Annotated in this window: 15 protein-coding genes and 2 pseudogenes; 8 read left to right on the plus strand and 9 right to left on the minus strand. The window is 66.9% G+C overall.

The window, feature by feature from the left end:
- Positions 1 to 636: 636 nt before the first annotated feature.
- The 3 genes from ACIQWG_RS40345 to ACIQWG_RS40355 form a co-directional block, all read right to left on the minus strand.
- Positions 637 to 1,443, minus strand: coding sequence for a hypothetical protein (locus tag ACIQWG_RS40345; protein WP_404106013.1), 807 nt, complete (start codon positions 1,441 to 1,443; stop codon positions 637 to 639).
- Positions 1,444 to 1,770: 327 nt separating this feature from the next.
- Positions 1,771 to 2,004, minus strand: a complete 234-nt coding sequence (locus ACIQWG_RS40350; RefSeq protein WP_404106015.1) for a hypothetical protein — start codon at positions 2,002 to 2,004, stop codon at positions 1,771 to 1,773.
- 417 nt (positions 2,005 to 2,421) lie between these two features.
- Positions 2,422 to 2,820: a hypothetical protein gene (locus ACIQWG_RS40355; protein ID WP_404106017.1), complete on the minus strand. Its 399-nt coding sequence runs from the start codon at positions 2,818 to 2,820 to the stop codon at positions 2,422 to 2,424.
- Positions 2,821 to 2,906: 86 nt separating this feature from the next.
- Here ACIQWG_RS40355 and ACIQWG_RS40360 point away from each other — a divergent pair, with 86 nt between their 5' ends.
- Positions 2,907 to 6,209 (plus strand): AfsR/SARP family transcriptional regulator, encoded by a 3,303-nt coding sequence (locus ACIQWG_RS40360; protein ID WP_404106019.1) that lies wholly within the window; start codon positions 2,907 to 2,909, stop codon positions 6,207 to 6,209.
- A 386-nt stretch (positions 6,210 to 6,595) separates the two neighbouring features.
- On the opposite strand, the gene ACIQWG_RS40365 is transcribed toward ACIQWG_RS40360, so the two are convergent.
- The gene (locus ACIQWG_RS40365) at positions 6,596 to 7,009 is read right to left on the minus strand and encodes a hypothetical protein (RefSeq protein WP_404106021.1); all 414 of its coding nucleotides are present in this window, start codon (positions 7,007 to 7,009) and stop codon (positions 6,596 to 6,598) included.
- 14 nt (positions 7,010 to 7,023) lie between these two features.
- Here ACIQWG_RS40365 and ACIQWG_RS40370 point away from each other — a divergent pair, with 14 nt between their 5' ends.
- Positions 7,024 to 7,155 carry a hypothetical protein gene (locus tag ACIQWG_RS40370; RefSeq protein ID WP_404106023.1) on the plus strand — a complete coding sequence of 44 codons (132 nt, stop codon included), beginning with the start codon at positions 7,024 to 7,026 and terminating at the stop codon, positions 7,153 to 7,155.
- A gap of 144 nt (positions 7,156 to 7,299) precedes the next feature.
- On the opposite strand, the gene ACIQWG_RS40375 is transcribed toward ACIQWG_RS40370, so the two are convergent.
- The 4 genes from ACIQWG_RS40375 to ACIQWG_RS40390 form a co-directional block, all read right to left on the minus strand.
- Positions 7,300 to 7,695 carry a tautomerase gene (locus tag ACIQWG_RS40375; RefSeq protein ID WP_404106026.1) on the minus strand — a complete coding sequence of 132 codons (396 nt, stop codon included), beginning with the start codon at positions 7,693 to 7,695 and terminating at the stop codon, positions 7,300 to 7,302.
- A 35-nt stretch (positions 7,696 to 7,730) separates the two neighbouring features.
- Positions 7,731 to 9,095, minus strand: coding sequence for an amidase (locus ACIQWG_RS40380; protein ID WP_404106028.1), 1,365 nt, complete (start codon positions 9,093 to 9,095; stop codon positions 7,731 to 7,733).
- Positions 9,095 to 9,649 carry a hypothetical protein gene (locus ACIQWG_RS40385; RefSeq protein ID WP_404106030.1) on the minus strand — a complete coding sequence of 185 codons (555 nt, stop codon included), beginning with the start codon at positions 9,647 to 9,649 and terminating at the stop codon, positions 9,095 to 9,097. The genes ACIQWG_RS40380 and ACIQWG_RS40385 overlap by 1 nt, the downstream gene beginning before the upstream one ends.
- 62 nt (positions 9,650 to 9,711) lie before the next feature.
- Positions 9,712 to 10,623: a nitrilase family protein gene (locus ACIQWG_RS40390; protein WP_404106033.1), complete on the minus strand. Its 912-nt coding sequence runs from the start codon at positions 10,621 to 10,623 to the stop codon at positions 9,712 to 9,714.
- Positions 10,624 to 10,741: 118 nt separating this feature from the next.
- Between ACIQWG_RS40390 and ACIQWG_RS40395 the strand changes: the two genes are divergently transcribed.
- A complete protein-coding gene (locus tag ACIQWG_RS40395) occupies positions 10,742 to 11,230 on the plus strand; it encodes a winged helix-turn-helix transcriptional regulator (RefSeq protein WP_404106035.1) in 489 nt (162 codons plus the stop codon).
- Between the two features lie 138 nt (positions 11,231 to 11,368).
- Positions 11,369 to 11,746 (plus strand): annotated as a pseudogene (locus ACIQWG_RS40400) (winged helix-turn-helix transcriptional regulator); the annotation flags it as partial.
- A gap of 432 nt (positions 11,747 to 12,178) precedes the next feature.
- Here the strand turns inward: ACIQWG_RS40400 and ACIQWG_RS40405 are convergent.
- Positions 12,179 to 12,523 carry an ArsR/SmtB family transcription factor gene (locus ACIQWG_RS40405; RefSeq protein ID WP_404106038.1) on the minus strand — a complete coding sequence of 115 codons (345 nt, stop codon included), beginning with the start codon at positions 12,521 to 12,523 and terminating at the stop codon, positions 12,179 to 12,181.
- A gap of 105 nt (positions 12,524 to 12,628) precedes the next feature.
- Between ACIQWG_RS40405 and ACIQWG_RS40410 the strand changes: the two genes are divergently transcribed.
- From ACIQWG_RS40410 to ACIQWG_RS40425, 4 genes and pseudogenes are all read left to right on the plus strand, one after another.
- Complete coding sequence (locus ACIQWG_RS40410; RefSeq protein WP_404106041.1) at positions 12,629 to 13,597, plus strand: zinc-binding alcohol dehydrogenase family protein; 969 nt, start codon at positions 12,629 to 12,631, stop codon at positions 13,595 to 13,597.
- A 107-nt stretch (positions 13,598 to 13,704) separates the two neighbouring features.
- Complete coding sequence (locus tag ACIQWG_RS40415) at positions 13,705 to 14,673, plus strand: EamA family transporter (protein ID WP_404106043.1); 969 nt, start codon at positions 13,705 to 13,707, stop codon at positions 14,671 to 14,673.
- 54 nt (positions 14,674 to 14,727) lie between these two features.
- Positions 14,728 to 15,558 carry a transposase gene (locus ACIQWG_RS40420; RefSeq protein WP_404106045.1) on the plus strand — a complete coding sequence of 277 codons (831 nt, stop codon included), beginning with the start codon at positions 14,728 to 14,730 and terminating at the stop codon, positions 15,556 to 15,558.
- 16 nt (positions 15,559 to 15,574) lie between these two features.
- Positions 15,575 to 15,742, plus strand: a pseudogene (locus tag ACIQWG_RS40425) (integrase core domain-containing protein); the annotation flags it as partial.
- Between the last annotated feature and the right edge of the window lie 164 nt (positions 15,743 to 15,906).

The raw sequence follows: 15,906 nt of genomic DNA on the forward strand, positions 1-15,906 counted from the left end.
TGTGCGAGCAGCGACAGCAGCGCAAGGCCCTGCGCGGCTACCGCACCTGGCTTTCCAAGGCCCAGAGCACCCCGGTCCGTTGACCCACCCCTTGGGCGATCCTTCGTACGGCACTGGTGCGCCCAGATCAGTCCGGCACGGCTGACGGATGACAGTCCGCTGCGCATCGAGCAGGTAGCGGGAGGGGGGATCGCCGCCCATGCCGAGGATCGCGTGGACGAGCTCGACCGGGCCGCCGAGGAGCACCCGCAAGACACTGCTGGAGCTGCCCGATCCGCAGCCGGCCTCGAAGCTGCCGGACCATCCGCCCAAACCGGCAGATCATGGCGGTGTCCGCCGCAGCCGAGGTCCCGCAGCGGCGCCGCACGTGTGCAAGCGATGGCCCCCTGGAGATCGCACCAGACATCATTCTGACCGAGACAGAGCGGGGCTGGTTCACCCCCTCCACGCCGTCAGCCGCCCTGCGTCCTCGCGACCTGCTCGTTCACCCACAACGAAGCGACGAATCAGGCATCAGGTCTCACCAGCGCTTTCAGCGCACCGCACGGGGGTGTGCTGGGTGACCCGTGGTCGTCGTCGCGGCGTGCTCGCCGGGCGAGCCACCATGAAGGCGCCGTCCGACAAGAGAGGATCTGCTCACGTCGCAGTCGCTCGCCGCCAGGGCGGCACCGTAGCCAGGCTCCACAAACCGTCCAGGTGCTGGTTCCAAGCGGCGACAGCGGCTCTCGTGGTGTCGGTGTCCCTCGCGGACCAGACATTCAGATCGGCGCGGTGCCCCTTGGGGTCGTAGTATTCAGGGCCTGAACTGCGCAGGATCAGGCGGGCGAGCACGTCGTAGAGGCCGTGCAGCACCAACTCCCGGTTGAGAATGCAGATCTTGTCTCTCGGTATGCCGGGGTAGAGGCGCAATTCGCTCTCCACCGTCACCCGTCCCAACCTGTTGAGCCGCTCCGCGAGCACGGACAGCGCCTCGTCGTGCCCCTGGCACCTCCGTTCCTGGCTTCGCCGTAGTTCAGAGTCGTCCAGCGGCTCACCGTTCGGCCCGACCCTGGACGGCACAGTCATGGGCTGCCCGAAATCCGGCACCAACACTCTGATGCACACGCGCCTGGTCGGTCCGGGATCGTCAAGAAGGTCTTCCAAGCGGCGGTAGAGCGGGCCGACGATCGTCTCCCCGGTGTAGCCGAGAAAGGTGATCTCCACCGTCCGGGCGCGGAAGGCATCTTCCACGAATCGGCCCAACTCACGCGACCCCACCTGAGATCGCTCGGGCAGTCGAAGCGACGAGGCCAGGTCTTGGACCGCGTCGTACAGCACGTACGCCACGAGGCTGAGGAGCGCGCCGCCGAGGAAGGTCTTGTCCTCCAGCGCGTCTCCGACCGGCTTGACGAACTGAGCAGTCAGTCCGGCAGCGAAGATTCCGAGGAGGAAGAACCGCGTCACCGCAGGCTCAAGACGTGTCAGATACCGCCTCAGACGATGAGCAACGCCGGGCTCGGCCGAACCATTTCCTGGCACAGGCATGCGCAACCCCTCCCCCTTTCGGGCCGCGGTACACATCGCCTTGTGTGATCGGGGCCGAGTGCGGTGGCATTCGCCCGTCAGCGCGTCCGAGGAGCGAAGCGCAGCGCGTGAGCAGGCCGGCGACCGTCAGTGCGCGTCTCTGGCGATCCACCGGCCGACCACGATCCATGTCGGCTCGGCAGATCTCTCAGGTGCGGCGCCCTCAGACCGTCGAGATGATCGATGGCTTCGCGGGTGACGTAGCCGTCAGGGGGGCGATTGCAGACAGCGGTGCAGAAGACCGGGGTCGACGTCCTGGCGCTGGAGGCAGGCGGCGATCGTGCCGACCAGGAGATGGTTGTGGGCGCGGGCGTCGGTCAGGGCGTACCGGACCAGGCGCTGCCACTCGCGCATGCAGTCCTCGTGCCGGGTGCCCAGGCTCCGGGCGCGGGCGAGGTGGGCGTTGATGTGCCGGCAGTGGTAGGCGACCAGTGCCAGCATCTCCTGCGGCACTCCATCCCCTGCCTGGTGGGGATCAGACTGCACAGTGCGCGCCGCGGACGCGGGCAGCAGGGCATCGCGGATCTGCTGCAGGCCTTCTGACCGCTGGGGTCCATGGGGGATTTCGCTACGCCGTCGGGAACGCCTGCGCGGATACGCATTGGTCATGACGGTTCCGTCTCCGGCCAGTCCCACGCTTCGGCACTCCTGCGTGACCGAGCCACATAGCGAGGCGCTGTGAACGACGCCGCGTCCAAGGGCTGTTGCGAAAGTGAGTCTTATCCGCTGATGATCACCTGTCGTGGGACGTGGCGATCTGACGAATGGCCAGTGGACCCGGCTTGAGACGTTGCTGCCACGGGGTATCAAACCGGGTCATCCGTAGGTGTGGACGCGGCGGCAGAGTCGTCCAGTGCGTCACGGGCCGACCGTGTTGTGCTGCGCGGCGTCGTCTCCGACCGGCACCTTCTGGACGCCGTCGGCGAAGACGGCGATGCACCCGGTCCGCTGCTCGGCGCGGAGTACGGCGCGGGCCGCCGCGACGATCTCCTCATCCGTTACGGCCCCGGAACAGGTGAGCGTGCGGACCAGCCGGCTCCGCCACACGTCGGGGTCAGTCTCGTATGCGTCCAATATTCGAACACCGTAGCGGCCGTTCGACACCAACTGCCGACGGACCGCCTCTCTCAGCTCGAGGTAGAGATCATGGACGGCCGGGCATGCGGTGTCCGTGAGTCCGGATGCCACCCCTACGGCCATAGCGTCGGCCAACTCCCCTTCGGTCACTGGGATTCCCTTCCGCTGTACGAGTTCCACGCGTTGTGCGATGTCGTGTCTGTCACCATGGCCGGGGGTGTTGCAAAGCTGATGAAATTCCGATGATGCGGGGAGCGGGGCTTGGGATGGTCGAGGAAACGCCTCATCGGCTTCGGATCGAACTGCTCGGCCCCTTACAGGCCTGGAGTGGCGGAGCATCCCTGGATCTGGGACCGGCTAAGCGGCAGGCAGTGCTGGCCGCGTTGCTGCTCCGTCACGGGGCGGTAGTAAGCCATGGGCAACTGCTCGACTCGGTATGGGGTTCGGAGCCACCCGCATCCGGCCACAAGGTGCTGGCCAGCCACATCAACCCCCTGCGCAGAGCGCTCGACGCCAAAGGCACCGGTCATACGCAGTCGGTGATCCGCAGCGGGAAGGGCTGGTATCGCTTCCTCACCGACGAGGTACGGCTCGATGTGGCGGACCTGACGGAGCTGGGCGGCGAGGCACTGCGCACCAGGGCGTCCGGCAACCTCGACGCGGCTGCCGACCTGTTGTCCGCAGCGCTCGCCCTGTTTCAGGGCGAGCCCTTGGCAAACCTGCCGGGCCCATTCGCGCTAGCCGAGCGGGAGCGGCTACTGGAGCACCGTCGAACGCTCCGGTTGGCACGACTCGACTCGTTGGTCCTGCTCGGCCGATTCACCGATGCGTTGGACGACCTCGCCACGCTGTCCACGTCCGATCAGTATGACGAGTCGCTATTGGCCCTGCGTATGCGGGCTTTGTACGGTTGCGAACGCCAGGCCGAAGCGCTGAGCGCGTTCCAGGACATGCGCGTACGCCTGACTGAGGAACTCGGGGTCGATCCCGGTGAGGAACTCCGGCGGGTGTACGAGTCGATACTGCGCCAGGACGACGCCCGCCTCCTCGGTCCTGTGGCTATTCCCGCGCAAGCGCCCTCCGAGAGGATCGCCCGCAATGACCCGGGAAATGCTGTTCCGGCGGAACTGCCCCACGATGCATCGGGATTCGTCGGCCGTACCGACGAACTCACCCAACTGCACAAGCTACTCCCGCCGGACCGAGAGCATGCCTCAGTAAATACAGTGGTCATCTCGGCCATCAATGGCGCCGCCGGCATCGGCAAGACCGCCTTGGCGGTGCACTGGGCACATCAGGTGCGTGATCGTTTCCCTGACGGCCAGCTGTATGTGAATTTGCACGGCTTCGACCACGACCGGCCGCCGCTCAAGGCTGGCGAGGCCCTCGGGTTACTGCTGCAAGGCTTGGGGTTCGCGGCATCGGAGATACCCGTCAGCGACGAAGCACAGGCACGCGTATACCGGACGCTGTCGGCTGACCGACGCCTGCTTGTCGTGCTGGACAACGCTGCATCTGCGGAACAGGTTCGGCCGCTCCTTCCGGGGAGTGCCTCATGCTGTGTCGTCGTCACCAGCCGCAAGCGGCTCAGCGATCTTGTCGTCCATGACGGGGCACACTCCCTGCCCTTGGACCATCTCCGCCCCACGGAGGCACGTACGCTACTGAGCGAGACACTCGGCGCTGTCCGGCTCTCCGCCGAACTACTCGCGGTCGACGAACTCATCCGGCTCTGCGGCAGCCTTCCGCTGGCGCTGCGTTTGGCAGGCGCTCGGCTGGCAGGCGATCCCGGCCTGCGCCTGGCCGATCTGGTGACCGAGATGTCCGAGGAAAGCCGGCTGGACGCGCTGGAGCCGGAGGGTGAACAGAACTCCTCCTTGCGGACGGCATTCTCCGCTTCCTATCGAACTCTGGTCCCTGCTGCGCGCCGGCTGTTCCGCTTGCTCGGGCTGTTCCCGGGCTCGGAGTTCACCGCAGATGCCGCGGCCGCCCTTCTCCATGAGACGCTACCGCAGGCGCGTCGTCTACTCGGTGCCTTGGTCACCTCCCATCTAATCGAAGTCGCGACAGCGGGCCGTTACCGTTTCCATGATCTCCTTCGTGAGTACGCGCAGGAATGTGCGCAAACCGAGGAATCCGCAGCAGACCGTGACGCTGCGTTGGAACGGCTCCTGATCTGGTACCTGCACGCTGCTCGTACCGCCTCGGGCACCTGGTTCTTTCCCGTCCTGCCACACGACCTCGGCCACGACAGTCAGCCGGCACTGCCGGCCCACACCGATGCCGCCCAGTGGCTGGACGCGGAGCGGGCGAATCTCCTCGCCGTCATCAACCATGCCGGCCACCACGGTCCCCGCCCTGTCACGTGGCACATGGTCAATGCACTGTTCGGCTACTTCTGGCTCCACCTGCCGCGGACGACGTGGCAGGCCATCGCGCAGACGGGGATCGAAGCAGCGTTGGCCGAGAACGACCTCCTAGGCCAAGCGGCCATGCACCACAGCCTGGGCGCGGTCCAATGGGCCAAGGGACATGCCAGACCAGCGATAGCTCACTACGAGCGCGTCATGAACATCAGCCGTGAGCACGGTTGGGCGCCGGGCGAGGCGGCGGCTCTCGTCGGTATCGGTTTCGTGGAATGGGGGATGGCACACCTGAGGAGTGCGCACCGGCATTTCACCGCCGGTCTACGGAAGAACAGTGAACCCGGAAACCCCTATATTGAGGCATTTGGGTTGGTGGGCCTCGGCATGACCTGCCGAGAACTGGGCCGGCTGCGTGAGGCCGCCGATCACCTTGAACTGGCCATCAGTCGAAACGGCAAGAGCAACTGGTGGGACGACAGCCTGGCCCTGCAGAACCTGGGCTGGGTCTACGTGGAACTAGGCTGTCTCGCCGACGGCCTCACAGTCCTCAGCCACGAGGCAACCGCTGACACTGAGAGCGGATACCACAGCGGTCGCCCGATGATGCTCGGAGCCATCGCGCAGATCAACCTCGAACTCGGCCGCCATGACGAGGCGTTGGAACAGGCGGAGCGAGCCTTCGCCATGGCCCGGGAAGACGGGCGACGCTGGATTCAGGCCAGCACTCTGATCACGGTCGCCGCAGCGCACCGGAGGCTGACCCACTTCGTCAAGTCGATGCGTGCCGGCCAGCGGGCCCTCACTCTGGCCCAGGAATCACGGTATCGGCGAACCGAGGCGGACAGTTTCCTCGGCCTCTCCCTCACCTACCAGCGCCAGGGCCTGCACGACCACGCCCGCATTTACGCCCAACAGGCCCTGAGCCTGGCCCGCGAGCACGCATTCGGCGTGGTAGAGGGCCAAGCCCTGACCGTCCTGTGCGAGGTTGCGGAGTCCGAAGCGTCATACGCCGCAGCCGCCGCGCTCGGCCGACAGGCGCTGGAGATACACCGTCAGACCGGCCACCGACTCGGTGAAGCCCGCGCACTGATGGCCTTGAGCCGTTCCCTCCACAACATCCAGGATCGCGACGCCGAACCTGCCAGGCAGCAGGCCTTGGCCATCTTCTCGGATGTCGGCGCACCAGCAGCGCAAAACGCATGACCCTCGACGGGTGAGCAGGTGGCCCCAAAGGCGTAGCGGCGTTGCCGGAACGAATGACGACTGGGTGCTCTCGCCGAGAACGTCCTGAGCTGCCAACCCACCGGGAAGCCTCCCGGTCCGCTTGTGCCGCGGGGGTGAGGCTCGCCAGTCACGGCTGCGGGCCAACGGCCCCGCCTTCGAGGGGCGGTGGCCGCCAGCGCTCGGGCGGCGGCATGCCCTCGGCGCCGCGAACCGGCGCCGATCGCGGCGCCAGGACTGCGCAGTGCGACAGGCCACCTGGACAGGGCAGGCGCAACTTCGGCCACGGCAAGGGCCACACGGGAAACGACCGCCCCGGCCGCCGCCCTCTGACTCTGGACCGGCCCGCTCCCCGCCTCCGACGCCAATCAGGCGGCGGGCAGGCCCGGAAGGACTGTTCCGGTGTACGCGGCGAGCACGCTTCCCAGTGCGCCGCTGACGACAGGAGAGTTGAGGATGCCGATGATGGAGCCGCCCCAGCGCTGGAGCCTGCCGGGGTCGGGAGAGCCGTTGGCGGCCTCGGTTTCCAGGCGTGTGGCGAGCTGTGTGAACTCGAGGGCGTCGTCTTCCGGCAGCTCCAGTACCGGGGCGGCCTGGCGCAGGGCGCGGGCGAGCATGACCACCGCGGCGGGGTCGATCCCGTCCTTGTTGGTCGTGGCGTTCATGGTGAAGTCACGGCTGTTCGCGGCGATGTTGCCGTTGTTCTCCTGAATGTTGAACGTCGTGTTGCCTCCGGTGTTCCGCCGTTCGTATGCGCTGATATCTCCGTCGTAGTGCTCCACGCAGTCCTCAACACGTGGAAGAGCTCCCCGACGGCACCTCCATACGCCTCGGCGTCTTCCTCAGCAACCAGAAGAGTCGGCGCGACCGCCTCACCGAACAACAACTCGCCCAACTCGCCCAACTCGGACTGGAATGGGCGGCGTAGGCGCCGGAGCATGCCGGGCGGGTCCTCGGGTGACCGACGACCGACCTTGGCCAACCCGATGGCGAGGGGGGACGCGCCAGGTGCCCGAATCCGCCCATCATGCCGTCGGGACGAAAGGATTTGGCTGCGCCCCTTGCCCCTCGGTCAGGCGCGCTCGTCACCTGTCCAGTCTTTGTTGAAGCCTCCGAGATGCGGGTGGTACATCTCGTCACCTGAGTGTTGCGTGAACTCGACCTTGATCCACAAGCTGTCGAGCTGGAACAGGTCGACGCAGGCGTCGACCAGTGACTGTGCGAGCGCCCCTCGGGTCTCGCGGGGACGTCCGCTCCGGATGTCGCACATGATGAGGGCGGACGGTGTGGGTTCGCCCTCATCATGGCATCGCCAGACGCCGCCATGTCCGAGATCGTGGATGGAGACGGTGAGCAGATCGGCATTAACCTTCATGCGGTCGGCGTAGATCTTTCCTACACGCCGCGCGAGCTCCTGCTTGGAGGGTGCCGACGCGTCGAGTGGCAGGTCGATCTGGATGGATGGCATGGATGTGGTGCCTTTCGCTAGTGGTTCTGCGGCCGTCAGTCCGGAACGGCTGCGGAGCGACTCTCGATCCCGGCGGCGATTCCGAAGAGACGCTCCTCGTTGTCTGTACTGGTGATCAGTTGGACTCCGACCGGTAGCCCGTCGACGTGTCCCACGGGCACGCTCAGCGTGGGAACGCCAGCCATGTTCCACGGGCTGGTGAGCGACAGTAGGGCTGCGCGAGTCTCGATCGTTGTGCTGCCGACCTGCACAGTTCGCTGATCGATCTGCGGAGCGATGACAGGAACGGTCGGCAGAGCGAGGACCGGGTGCTGGTCGAGCAGGCGCAATACGAGGTCCCGGAAATCGCGTCGCGCACGATCGGCCTCCGCGTACTGCTCGGCGCTGACCGACTGTCCGGTTCGAAGCCGGCTGAGGACTTCGGGGTCGATCAGTGACTCCTCGCCGCAGAGGTGAGCCGCGTGGACGGCGAACGCCTCGTGCCCCTGCAATGTCGAGAACGTCCGGAACAGGTCTCCGGCGTCGCCCAGGAGCCCGGAGACCGTGTATGGGTTCGCTCCGCTGCGGGTGAGGGAGTCGTACGCGATCTGGGCGACTCGTGGATCGGTAGGTGCAATGTTTTCGGGGGGAGTCCAGGCGACGGGCCCACCGCAAGCCGGTAGGGCAGTCGACGGAGTGTGCTCGGGAGATCCGCCGTTGAGGGCGCGAGACGCCAGCAGCGCGTCGTAGCTGGTCGCCGTGAACAGGCCGACATGGTCGAGCGTCGGTGCCAGCGGATAGATCCCGCTCACGGGAAGTGCGCCGAAGGCCGGCTTGAAGCCGACCACGCCGCACAGTGCAGCCGGAACCCGCACCGATCCCGCAGTGTCGGTGCCCAGAGCGAGCGGAACCATTCCGGCCGCGACCGCGGCGGCGCTGCCGCCGCTACTGCCACCGGACATGCGTTCGACGTCGGCCGGGTTCCTGGACGGACCGTGTACCGAGCGGGCGCCGGTCGCGCCGTAGGCGAACTCGTGCAGGGTCGTCTTCCCGACAATCACGGCGCCGGCTCGCCGTAGGCGGGAGACGATCTCCGCGTCCTCGGTCGCCCGTGTGGTGCCGAACGACGATGCTGATCCGCACGTGGTGGGCAGCCCCGCGATGTCGATGAGATCTTTGACGGCTACCGGTATGCCGTGCAGCGGTCCGCGATCGCGTCCGGCGGCGAGGTCGGCGTCCGCCTGTTCGGCGGCTGCCAATGCGCCGACTGCGTCGACAAGGACGAAGGCGTTCACGGCCGGGTTGCGGTCCTCGATGCGGTGCAGTGCAGCACGAACCAGTTGGACAGACGACGTCGCCCCTCGACGCAGCGCGAAACCTAGGTCGGAGATCGTGAAGGGTGTGGTGATGGCGCTGTTCATTACTGGACTCCCGGGAGGAAAGAGAGCAGCGGCACGATCAGCGCCGTGCAGATGCTCATGGCGGCGACGTTGCCGACGAACGGGTGGAACCCGGCTGGGAGGCGGGTCGAGATCGCCGCGGCGGTCGGAGGCGCGACGAGCGCTCCGACGAGAGCCGCGACCACGGTCGGGACCAGTGCGCCGTCGTAGGTGAGAACCGCGGCCGGTACGAGGGACGGTTGCCAGGTTCCGCCTGCCAGCGTCGCGCCCCAGAGCAGGGCGCTGAGAACGACGCTGAGAAGGGCGGCGCCGGCGACCGATGGCCAGATCCCGGTCCCGCATGCCTGAATGAAGCCCTGCAGGTACCAGCCGCGGCGGTGTGCGATGTGGCCGATCAGGCCGCCGGCGAAGAGCAGGGCTCCCGCCGATCCGACCGCGTAGAACTGCGGTTCGGAGATCGCAGCAAGTACCCACCGGGCCAAGCCCGGTAGATCGCTGTAGTCGCCTTCCCAGCTTGGCCCGCCGGTCAAGGCCCAGGAGGCCACGCTCGCCAGAACGACGAACGCGACCGTCACGAGGGCCCCGCAGTGCAGCCCCGTACGTAGGTTCTGTCGGATCGGCGATGCCGCTCACGTCGTCACCGCGGCAGCGGCGGCGCGCCACGGTAGCCCAGCATCTGGTCGTAAAGGTCCGTCCGCCGGTCTCGGTGCAGGTCGTTGAGCTGGTTCCAGATCGGCGCTGTCCTCGTCGCAGTGAGGTCCACGTCGGCGTAGATGATCGTGTCCTCATCCGGACCGGCAATGCGGTCGATCGGCCACCCGTTGGTGCTCGCGATGAGCGAGTTGCCCATGAAGCCGGCCTCGCGCTCCCGCCCGGTGCGGTCGGCCGTCGCGATGAAGACGTTGTTGACGTGCGCTGCCGTGATCGTGAGATGGGCGGCCATGCAGACACCGCTCGCGTCGTAGAGCGGCGGCGGGGTCCACACCCAGCCAGTCGGGATGCAGATGATGTCGGCACCCATCTGGGAGACGATCCGGGCGGTCTCGGGGAACCAGATGTCCCAGCACACCAGCAACCCGATTCGGCCGATCCGGGTGTCAAAAACCTTGAATCCCTCGTCACCAGGGGTGAACCACAGCTTCTCGGTGTTCCACAGGTGCGTCTTCCGGTAGCGGCCGATGTAACCGTTGGGCCCTACCAGCACTGCCGTGTCATAGAGCCGCTCGCCATCCCGCTCGACGATGCAGCCGACGACGTACATGCCGTGCTGCGCGGCGATCCGCTCGAACATCTGCAGCGAGGGCCCGTCCGGGATCGACTCGGAGTGAGCGAACGCCTCCTCACGGGTCTCGAACACGTAGCCGGTCGTCGCCAACTCGGGGAGGACGACCAGGCTGGCGCCCGACTCACCGGCAGAGTTCAAGCGCTGCTCGACTGCGGTCGCGTTCGCTTTGAGGTTCTCCACCCCGACCTGCGGCTCGAACTGAACAACGGCCACCCGGGCCGGGCTCACCCGAGCTCCATTCGTCTCAGCCACTCCGTTGGGCATCAGTTACTCCTCGGTAGCTAGTTCCAAAACAAGACCAGCTGAAGAAGAGTAGGATGAGTGGTCTTGTTTTGCAACTGCTTCGAGGTGGCCTGTTCCGACAGGCACAGACGGGAGGGCTATGGGAGCGTCGAAGGTGGCTCTCGCGAAGGCGGCGTGTCCGGTCGCCCGCGCGGTCGACGTCGTCGGGGATCGGTGGTCCCTGCTGATCGTCCGCGACGTATTCGACGGGATCTGCCGTTTTGGAGCACTGCAGCGAAGCCTCGGTCTCTCGCGGAACATCCTCACCGAGCGGTTGCGCGCCCTCGTGGCACAGGGTGTTCTCGAGACTCGCCCAGCCTCGGACGGCACGGCTTATTACGAGTACGCCCTCACCGAGAAGGGCGCTGATCTGTTCGCGATCCTCGTGGCATTGCGGCAGTGGGGCGAGGGGCATCTCTTCGCCGAAGGAGAGCAACACTCCGTGTTGCTGGACGTCGACAGCGGACGACCGATCCGCAGGCTGGAACCGCTCGACGTCGAAGGCCTGCCGGTCACGTATCGCAACTCCTACGTCCGGAAGGCGCCGGAAGAGGTTGATGGCGATGGTGACCGAGAGGGCCAAGCGTGATCGCGACACCCCGAGCAGAACGCGGCCATCCGGTTCGTCGGTGCGGGCCTTGCCACGATGGCATCGGTAGCGGTCGCGCAACTGTTCATCGACGGTGAGCTGGCTTCCGACGAGCGCAAGACACTGCCGTTCAACGATTCCGTGCTGATCGTGCGGGACGCCTTCGACGGAAGCCGGCGCTTCGGGGAGTTCCAGCGCAGTCTCGGCGTGGCGAAGAACATCCTCACCGCGCGTCTGCGCACTCTGGTCGCCGGCGGTGTCCTCGAATCCGTCCCTGCCTCGGACGCCAGTGCCTACCGCGAGTACATACTGACTCCGAAGGTCGAGGGCTCCTTCCCGTCATCGTGGCACTGCGGCAGTGGGGCGAACAGAACGTCTTCGCCCCCGGCGAACCACACTCACGGTTGGTTGACCGCCGGCAGGGACATCGCCTCCGCGCGCTGAAAGTGATGTCATGCGGACGGGCGACGGCTGAACCCCGACGACACCGCCATCCACGAAATCTCCACCCAGTGATCTGAGCCGGAGACCCGGTGCCGACAACCGATCATCAGACATCCCTCGGGAGTGGACACCGATCACCTCCAGCCACAGGGAATCCGGCACCGGCCACGAGTCCTCCTCCCCGACCAATTCCTGTGCTGCCTTCCACCGAGCCTCACCATCCGTGAGCCCCAAAGGCTGGAGCAGTGCCCCCCCCCCGACAGCAGGGGCCTGGGCCCAACTAGGTGTTGCGGATCAGGACGTTGTTCACGGTTGAACGCGGGGCAGGAGTTAGCTGACCGTGAAGGCCCTTCAAAGACCGAGAGGCACCGGGGGAACGGCCGGTGTTCTCACAGCGTTCGCCCTCGAGAACACCCCTTCGGTCGCGATATGAGCTGGCGGCCACGTGGCGATGCCCATCGTGCTGGTGCTGGCATTTTGGACTTCCGCGAGGAGGGAGCCTGTTCAATCGGTGTCGTCGGCGCGGAGAGCCAGGTCAAGGAGACCGGGGAAGCGGGCGTCGAACTCCTCGCGGCGCAGCCGGTTGAGGCGCTTGGTGCCTTGGTCGCGTTGTTCGACGAGGCCGGCGTCGCGCAGGACCGAGAAGTGGTGGCTCTTAGCGGCTCTGCCGACCGATACGTCGAAGTTGCTGCAGCTGAGCGTCCAGTCGGGGTGCCGTGCCAGGGTGCGGATCAGCTGGATGCGCACCGGGTCCGCGAGCGCGGACAGAGCGGTGAGAACGGGGACGACGTCGGGGTGTGTGTGTACAGGAGCTGGCCGGTGACCTGCAGATCCAGTCTGCTGCAACATCCCCCGCCTCCTGCGCGGTCGACATACGTTTGCCCAATGTTCGACCTCCATCATACATTGCTGATGTTCGCTTTCGATTGAACATTTGCGGAGGGTGGTTCGAGTATGCGCGCAGTCGAGTTCCAGGCGTACGGCGGTCCCGAGGTCCTGCAGATCGTGCCGACAGCGGAACCTGAGCCAGCACCGGGCCAGGTCACGATCGACGCCGCGTACGCCGGGGTGAATTTCGCCGACATCAAGGCCCGGGCCGAGGGCTACCGGGTGATGTCACTGCCCTACCGCCCCGGTCTGGAGGTCTCCGGACACATCCGGGCCCTCAGGGAAGGCATCGAGGACCTGCGGTTGGGGCAGGAGGTGGCCGCACTCGTCGGCGGCGGCTATGCCGAAGTGGTCCTCGCCGACGCCGCGGCCGTGTTCGCACTGCCCGAGGGGCTGGACCTGCGCACCGCGGCGTCGACCGTGTTGCCGACCGCACACGCCCTCATCCATGAGGTGGGGCGGCTGCACGCCGGGGAGAGCGTGCTGGTGCATGGCGCGGCGGGCGGCATCGGCACGGCGGTGGGGCAGCTGGCCCGGGCGGCGGGCGCCGGTGCGGTCTACGGCGTAGTCTCCACCGACGCCAAGGCCGAGTACGCCCGCTCGCACGGCTACGACGAGCTGTTCAGGAGCGGCACCTTCGCCGAGGATGTGCGCCGCGCTACCGGCGGCAGGGGCGTCGACCTGGTCCTGGACCCGGTGGGCGGCGACACGCTGCGCCGTGGGCTGGACGCGCTGGCCGTCTTCGGGCGCCTGGTGTCCTTCGGTAACGCCGGCGGCGCAGAGCCCTGGCGGACCGGCCAAAGCGAACTGAATGTGCAGGGCCGGTCTGTCGGCGGCTTCTCCGTTCTCGCTCTTGCCCAGAGTGCTCCCGATGCCGTCCGTGCGCTGACCCAGCGAGCCCTGCGTACCCTCGCCGACGGCTCGGTGTCGCTGCCCGTCGCCGCCGAGTTCCCGCTGTCCGACGCGGCCGGCGCTCACCGGCTCATGGGTGGGCGCACCTCCACCGGCAAGCTGCTGCTGCGCATCGCCGACTGACCGCACGCGCCGGGACACCTGAGCCCGGCCAGCCGGTCATTGTGCCGACCTTCCACACACTTGTTGTCCGGGTCCCATGCCCGGCCTGAACGACTCCGGATTCCGTCATGCAGCAATACAGCCCAGCACACGCCATATCTACCCTCGCCGGAAAGGTTCCCGCACCCGCGCTCGTGCTGACCGGCGTGTGCGGACTCCAGTTCGGCGCCGCCCTCGCTCCCCGCGTCTATCCTCAGGCAGGCGCGGCGGGTGTGGTCTTCCTGCGCCTGCTGATCGCCGGCGTAATCCTGTGTGCGCTGTGGCGCCCCCGGCCCGCCTCGCTCACCGCGGTCAAGGGGACGTGGAAGAAGGTCCTGGCCGCCGGGGCGCTACTGGCCGGACACCACATCGCGTTCTTCGAAGCGGTCAGCCACATCCCGCTGGGGATTGTCGCCACGATCGAGTTCCTGGGCCCCTTTGTCATCGCCCTGGCCGGCTCCCGGCGACCGCTCGACCTGATGCCCGCCTGCCTGGCCGCCGCGGGAGTGTTTCTGCTGGGCAACACCGGCAGCTCGTCCCTGCCCGTGGCCGGTCTCGTGCTGGCCGCCGCGGCGGCCAGCTGCTGGGCCGGATACATCCTCGTCTCCGCGCGCATGGCCACCCGTCTCAGCGGCGGCCATGGCCTGGCCGCCGCCATCGCCTTCGCGGCCCTGCTCAGCGCCCCCTACGGTATCGCCCATGCGGGCACCGGCCTGCTCGACCCGCACGTCCTGTGGGTGGCCACCGTCGTCGCCGTAGTCTCCAGCGTGCTGCCGTACTCCCTCAACCTGGAAGCCATGCGCCGCATCCCGCCCCGCGTCTTCGGCGTCCTGACCAGCCTGGAGCCGGCCGCAGGCGCCCTGTTCGGCCTCCTCATCCTTGGCCAGCATCTCAACTGGCCTCAGTGGCTCGGCATCGCCGCCGTCGCCACTGCCTCCGCCCTCGCCACCTGCCTGGGCGCCGGAAAGCGTCGCGCCTCCCGCGTCCGCGTCTCAAGCACCTCCCGACCTGAGGGCGGCACTGCATGTGCCGAGGCCGACCTTCCCCCGGTCAACTGAGTCCTTCCGTATCGCCCTTGCGGCAGCAAGCTGCCGACATGACCAACTTCTCAATTGCTCAGCAATGTTGCTGAACACAGTGTCCGCGCTGGACGCGCTCACCGATGCACTGCGGTCGCGGATCCTCAACGGGACTTCGATCCGGAGGAACACCTCATCGAGAAGTCGCTAGCCGACCAGTACGCGGTCGCACGCCACACCCTGCGCATCGCACTGCAGACCCTGGAGAGCGAAGGGCTGCTGCGCCGGGAACCACGCCGCGGCGTGTTCGTCGCTTCCGTTGAGCCCGAGGACGTCCTCGACATCTTCCGCGCCCACGACGCCATGCGCCACGAGACCGCGGGAAAAACACAGATCACCCTGGCCCGGCACCTGGCCGGCCTGCGTCCCCGTCGCCTGGAAGAACCCTATGACGCACTGCGCCACGCCCTACGAACGCTCGCCAAGCGGTGGCAGTACCTCGACACCGAGGCCAAAGAGCTGACGAAGCTGATCGCTGATCTGGTACGCCGAGCCGCGCCGCAACTGCTCGAGCCATTCGGCATCGGTGTGGACCCCGCCGCGGAGAGCCTCGTCGTGGCCGGCGACAACCCCGAACGCATCAAGTCCGAAGCCGCACTCGCCAAACTCGCGGGCGTCGCACCCGTGCCCACCGGCTCCGGGATGACCAGCGGCAGACACCGCATCAACCACGGCGGCCATCGCCAGCTCAACGCCGCGGTCTACCGCACCGTCATCGTCCGCATGCGATTCCACCAGCCCACGATCGACTACGTCGCCCGCCGCACCGCTGAGGGCAAGACAAGACGGGAGATCTTCCGCTGCCTCAAGCGCTACGTCATCCGCGATGTCCACCTCATCCGACCCGCCCCCACAACGAGTTGACAACCATAGGAGCGTCAACGCCCTGATGGAGTCCACGATCGGCCTGTTCAAGACCGAGCTGATCAAACCCGTCCCGCCCTGGAAGACGCTCTCTCGGGTCGAGCTCGTCACCGCCGAGTGGGTCGACTGGTACCGCCACCGCCAACTGCACGGTGAGATAGGGCACATCCCACCGGCTGAATAGGAAGCCAACTACTACCGCGTAACCACGAAACCCCAGGTCACAATCACGACCTAGAGTCTCGATCAAACTCGGAACGGTTCAGGTGACAAATCCATCCATGAGGTTGTGAGTGCTCCGAGGAGCGGGCCGAGAGCGTGCCGGACGGACAACGGGTAAGGACTCTG

The organism is Streptomyces sp. NPDC098781, from assembly GCF_044759995.1.
In the GTDB taxonomy this organism is placed as follows: Bacteria; Actinomycetota; Actinomycetes; order Streptomycetales; family Streptomycetaceae; genus Streptomyces.

Coding starts and splice junctions, on each gene's coding strand:
- ACIQWG_RS40350 (WP_404106015.1), bottom strand. CDS start 2,004: ATGCTGGCACTGGTCGCCTACCACTGCCGGCACATCAACGCCCACCTC.
- ACIQWG_RS40360 (WP_404106019.1), top strand. CDS start 2,907: ATGGTCGAGGAAACGCCTCATCGGCTTCGGATCGAACTGCTCGGCCCC.
- ACIQWG_RS40375 (WP_404106026.1), bottom strand. CDS start 7,695: ATGCCATCCATCCAGATCGACCTGCCACTCGACGCGTCGGCACCCTCC.
- ACIQWG_RS40380 (WP_404106028.1), bottom strand. CDS start 9,095: ATGAACAGCGCCATCACCACACCCTTCACGATCTCCGACCTAGGTTTC.
- ACIQWG_RS40390 (WP_404106033.1), bottom strand. CDS start 10,623: ATGCCCAACGGAGTGGCTGAGACGAATGGAGCTCGGGTGAGCCCGGCC.
- ACIQWG_RS40395 (WP_404106035.1), top strand. CDS start 10,742: ATGGGAGCGTCGAAGGTGGCTCTCGCGAAGGCGGCGTGTCCGGTCGCC.
- ACIQWG_RS40405 (WP_404106038.1), bottom strand. CDS start 12,523: ATGTTGCAGCAGACTGGATCTGCAGGTCACCGGCCAGCTCCTGTACAC.
- ACIQWG_RS40410 (WP_404106041.1), top strand. CDS start 12,629: ATGCGCGCAGTCGAGTTCCAGGCGTACGGCGGTCCCGAGGTCCTGCAG.
- ACIQWG_RS40415 (WP_404106043.1), top strand. CDS start 13,705: ATGCAGCAATACAGCCCAGCACACGCCATATCTACCCTCGCCGGAAAG.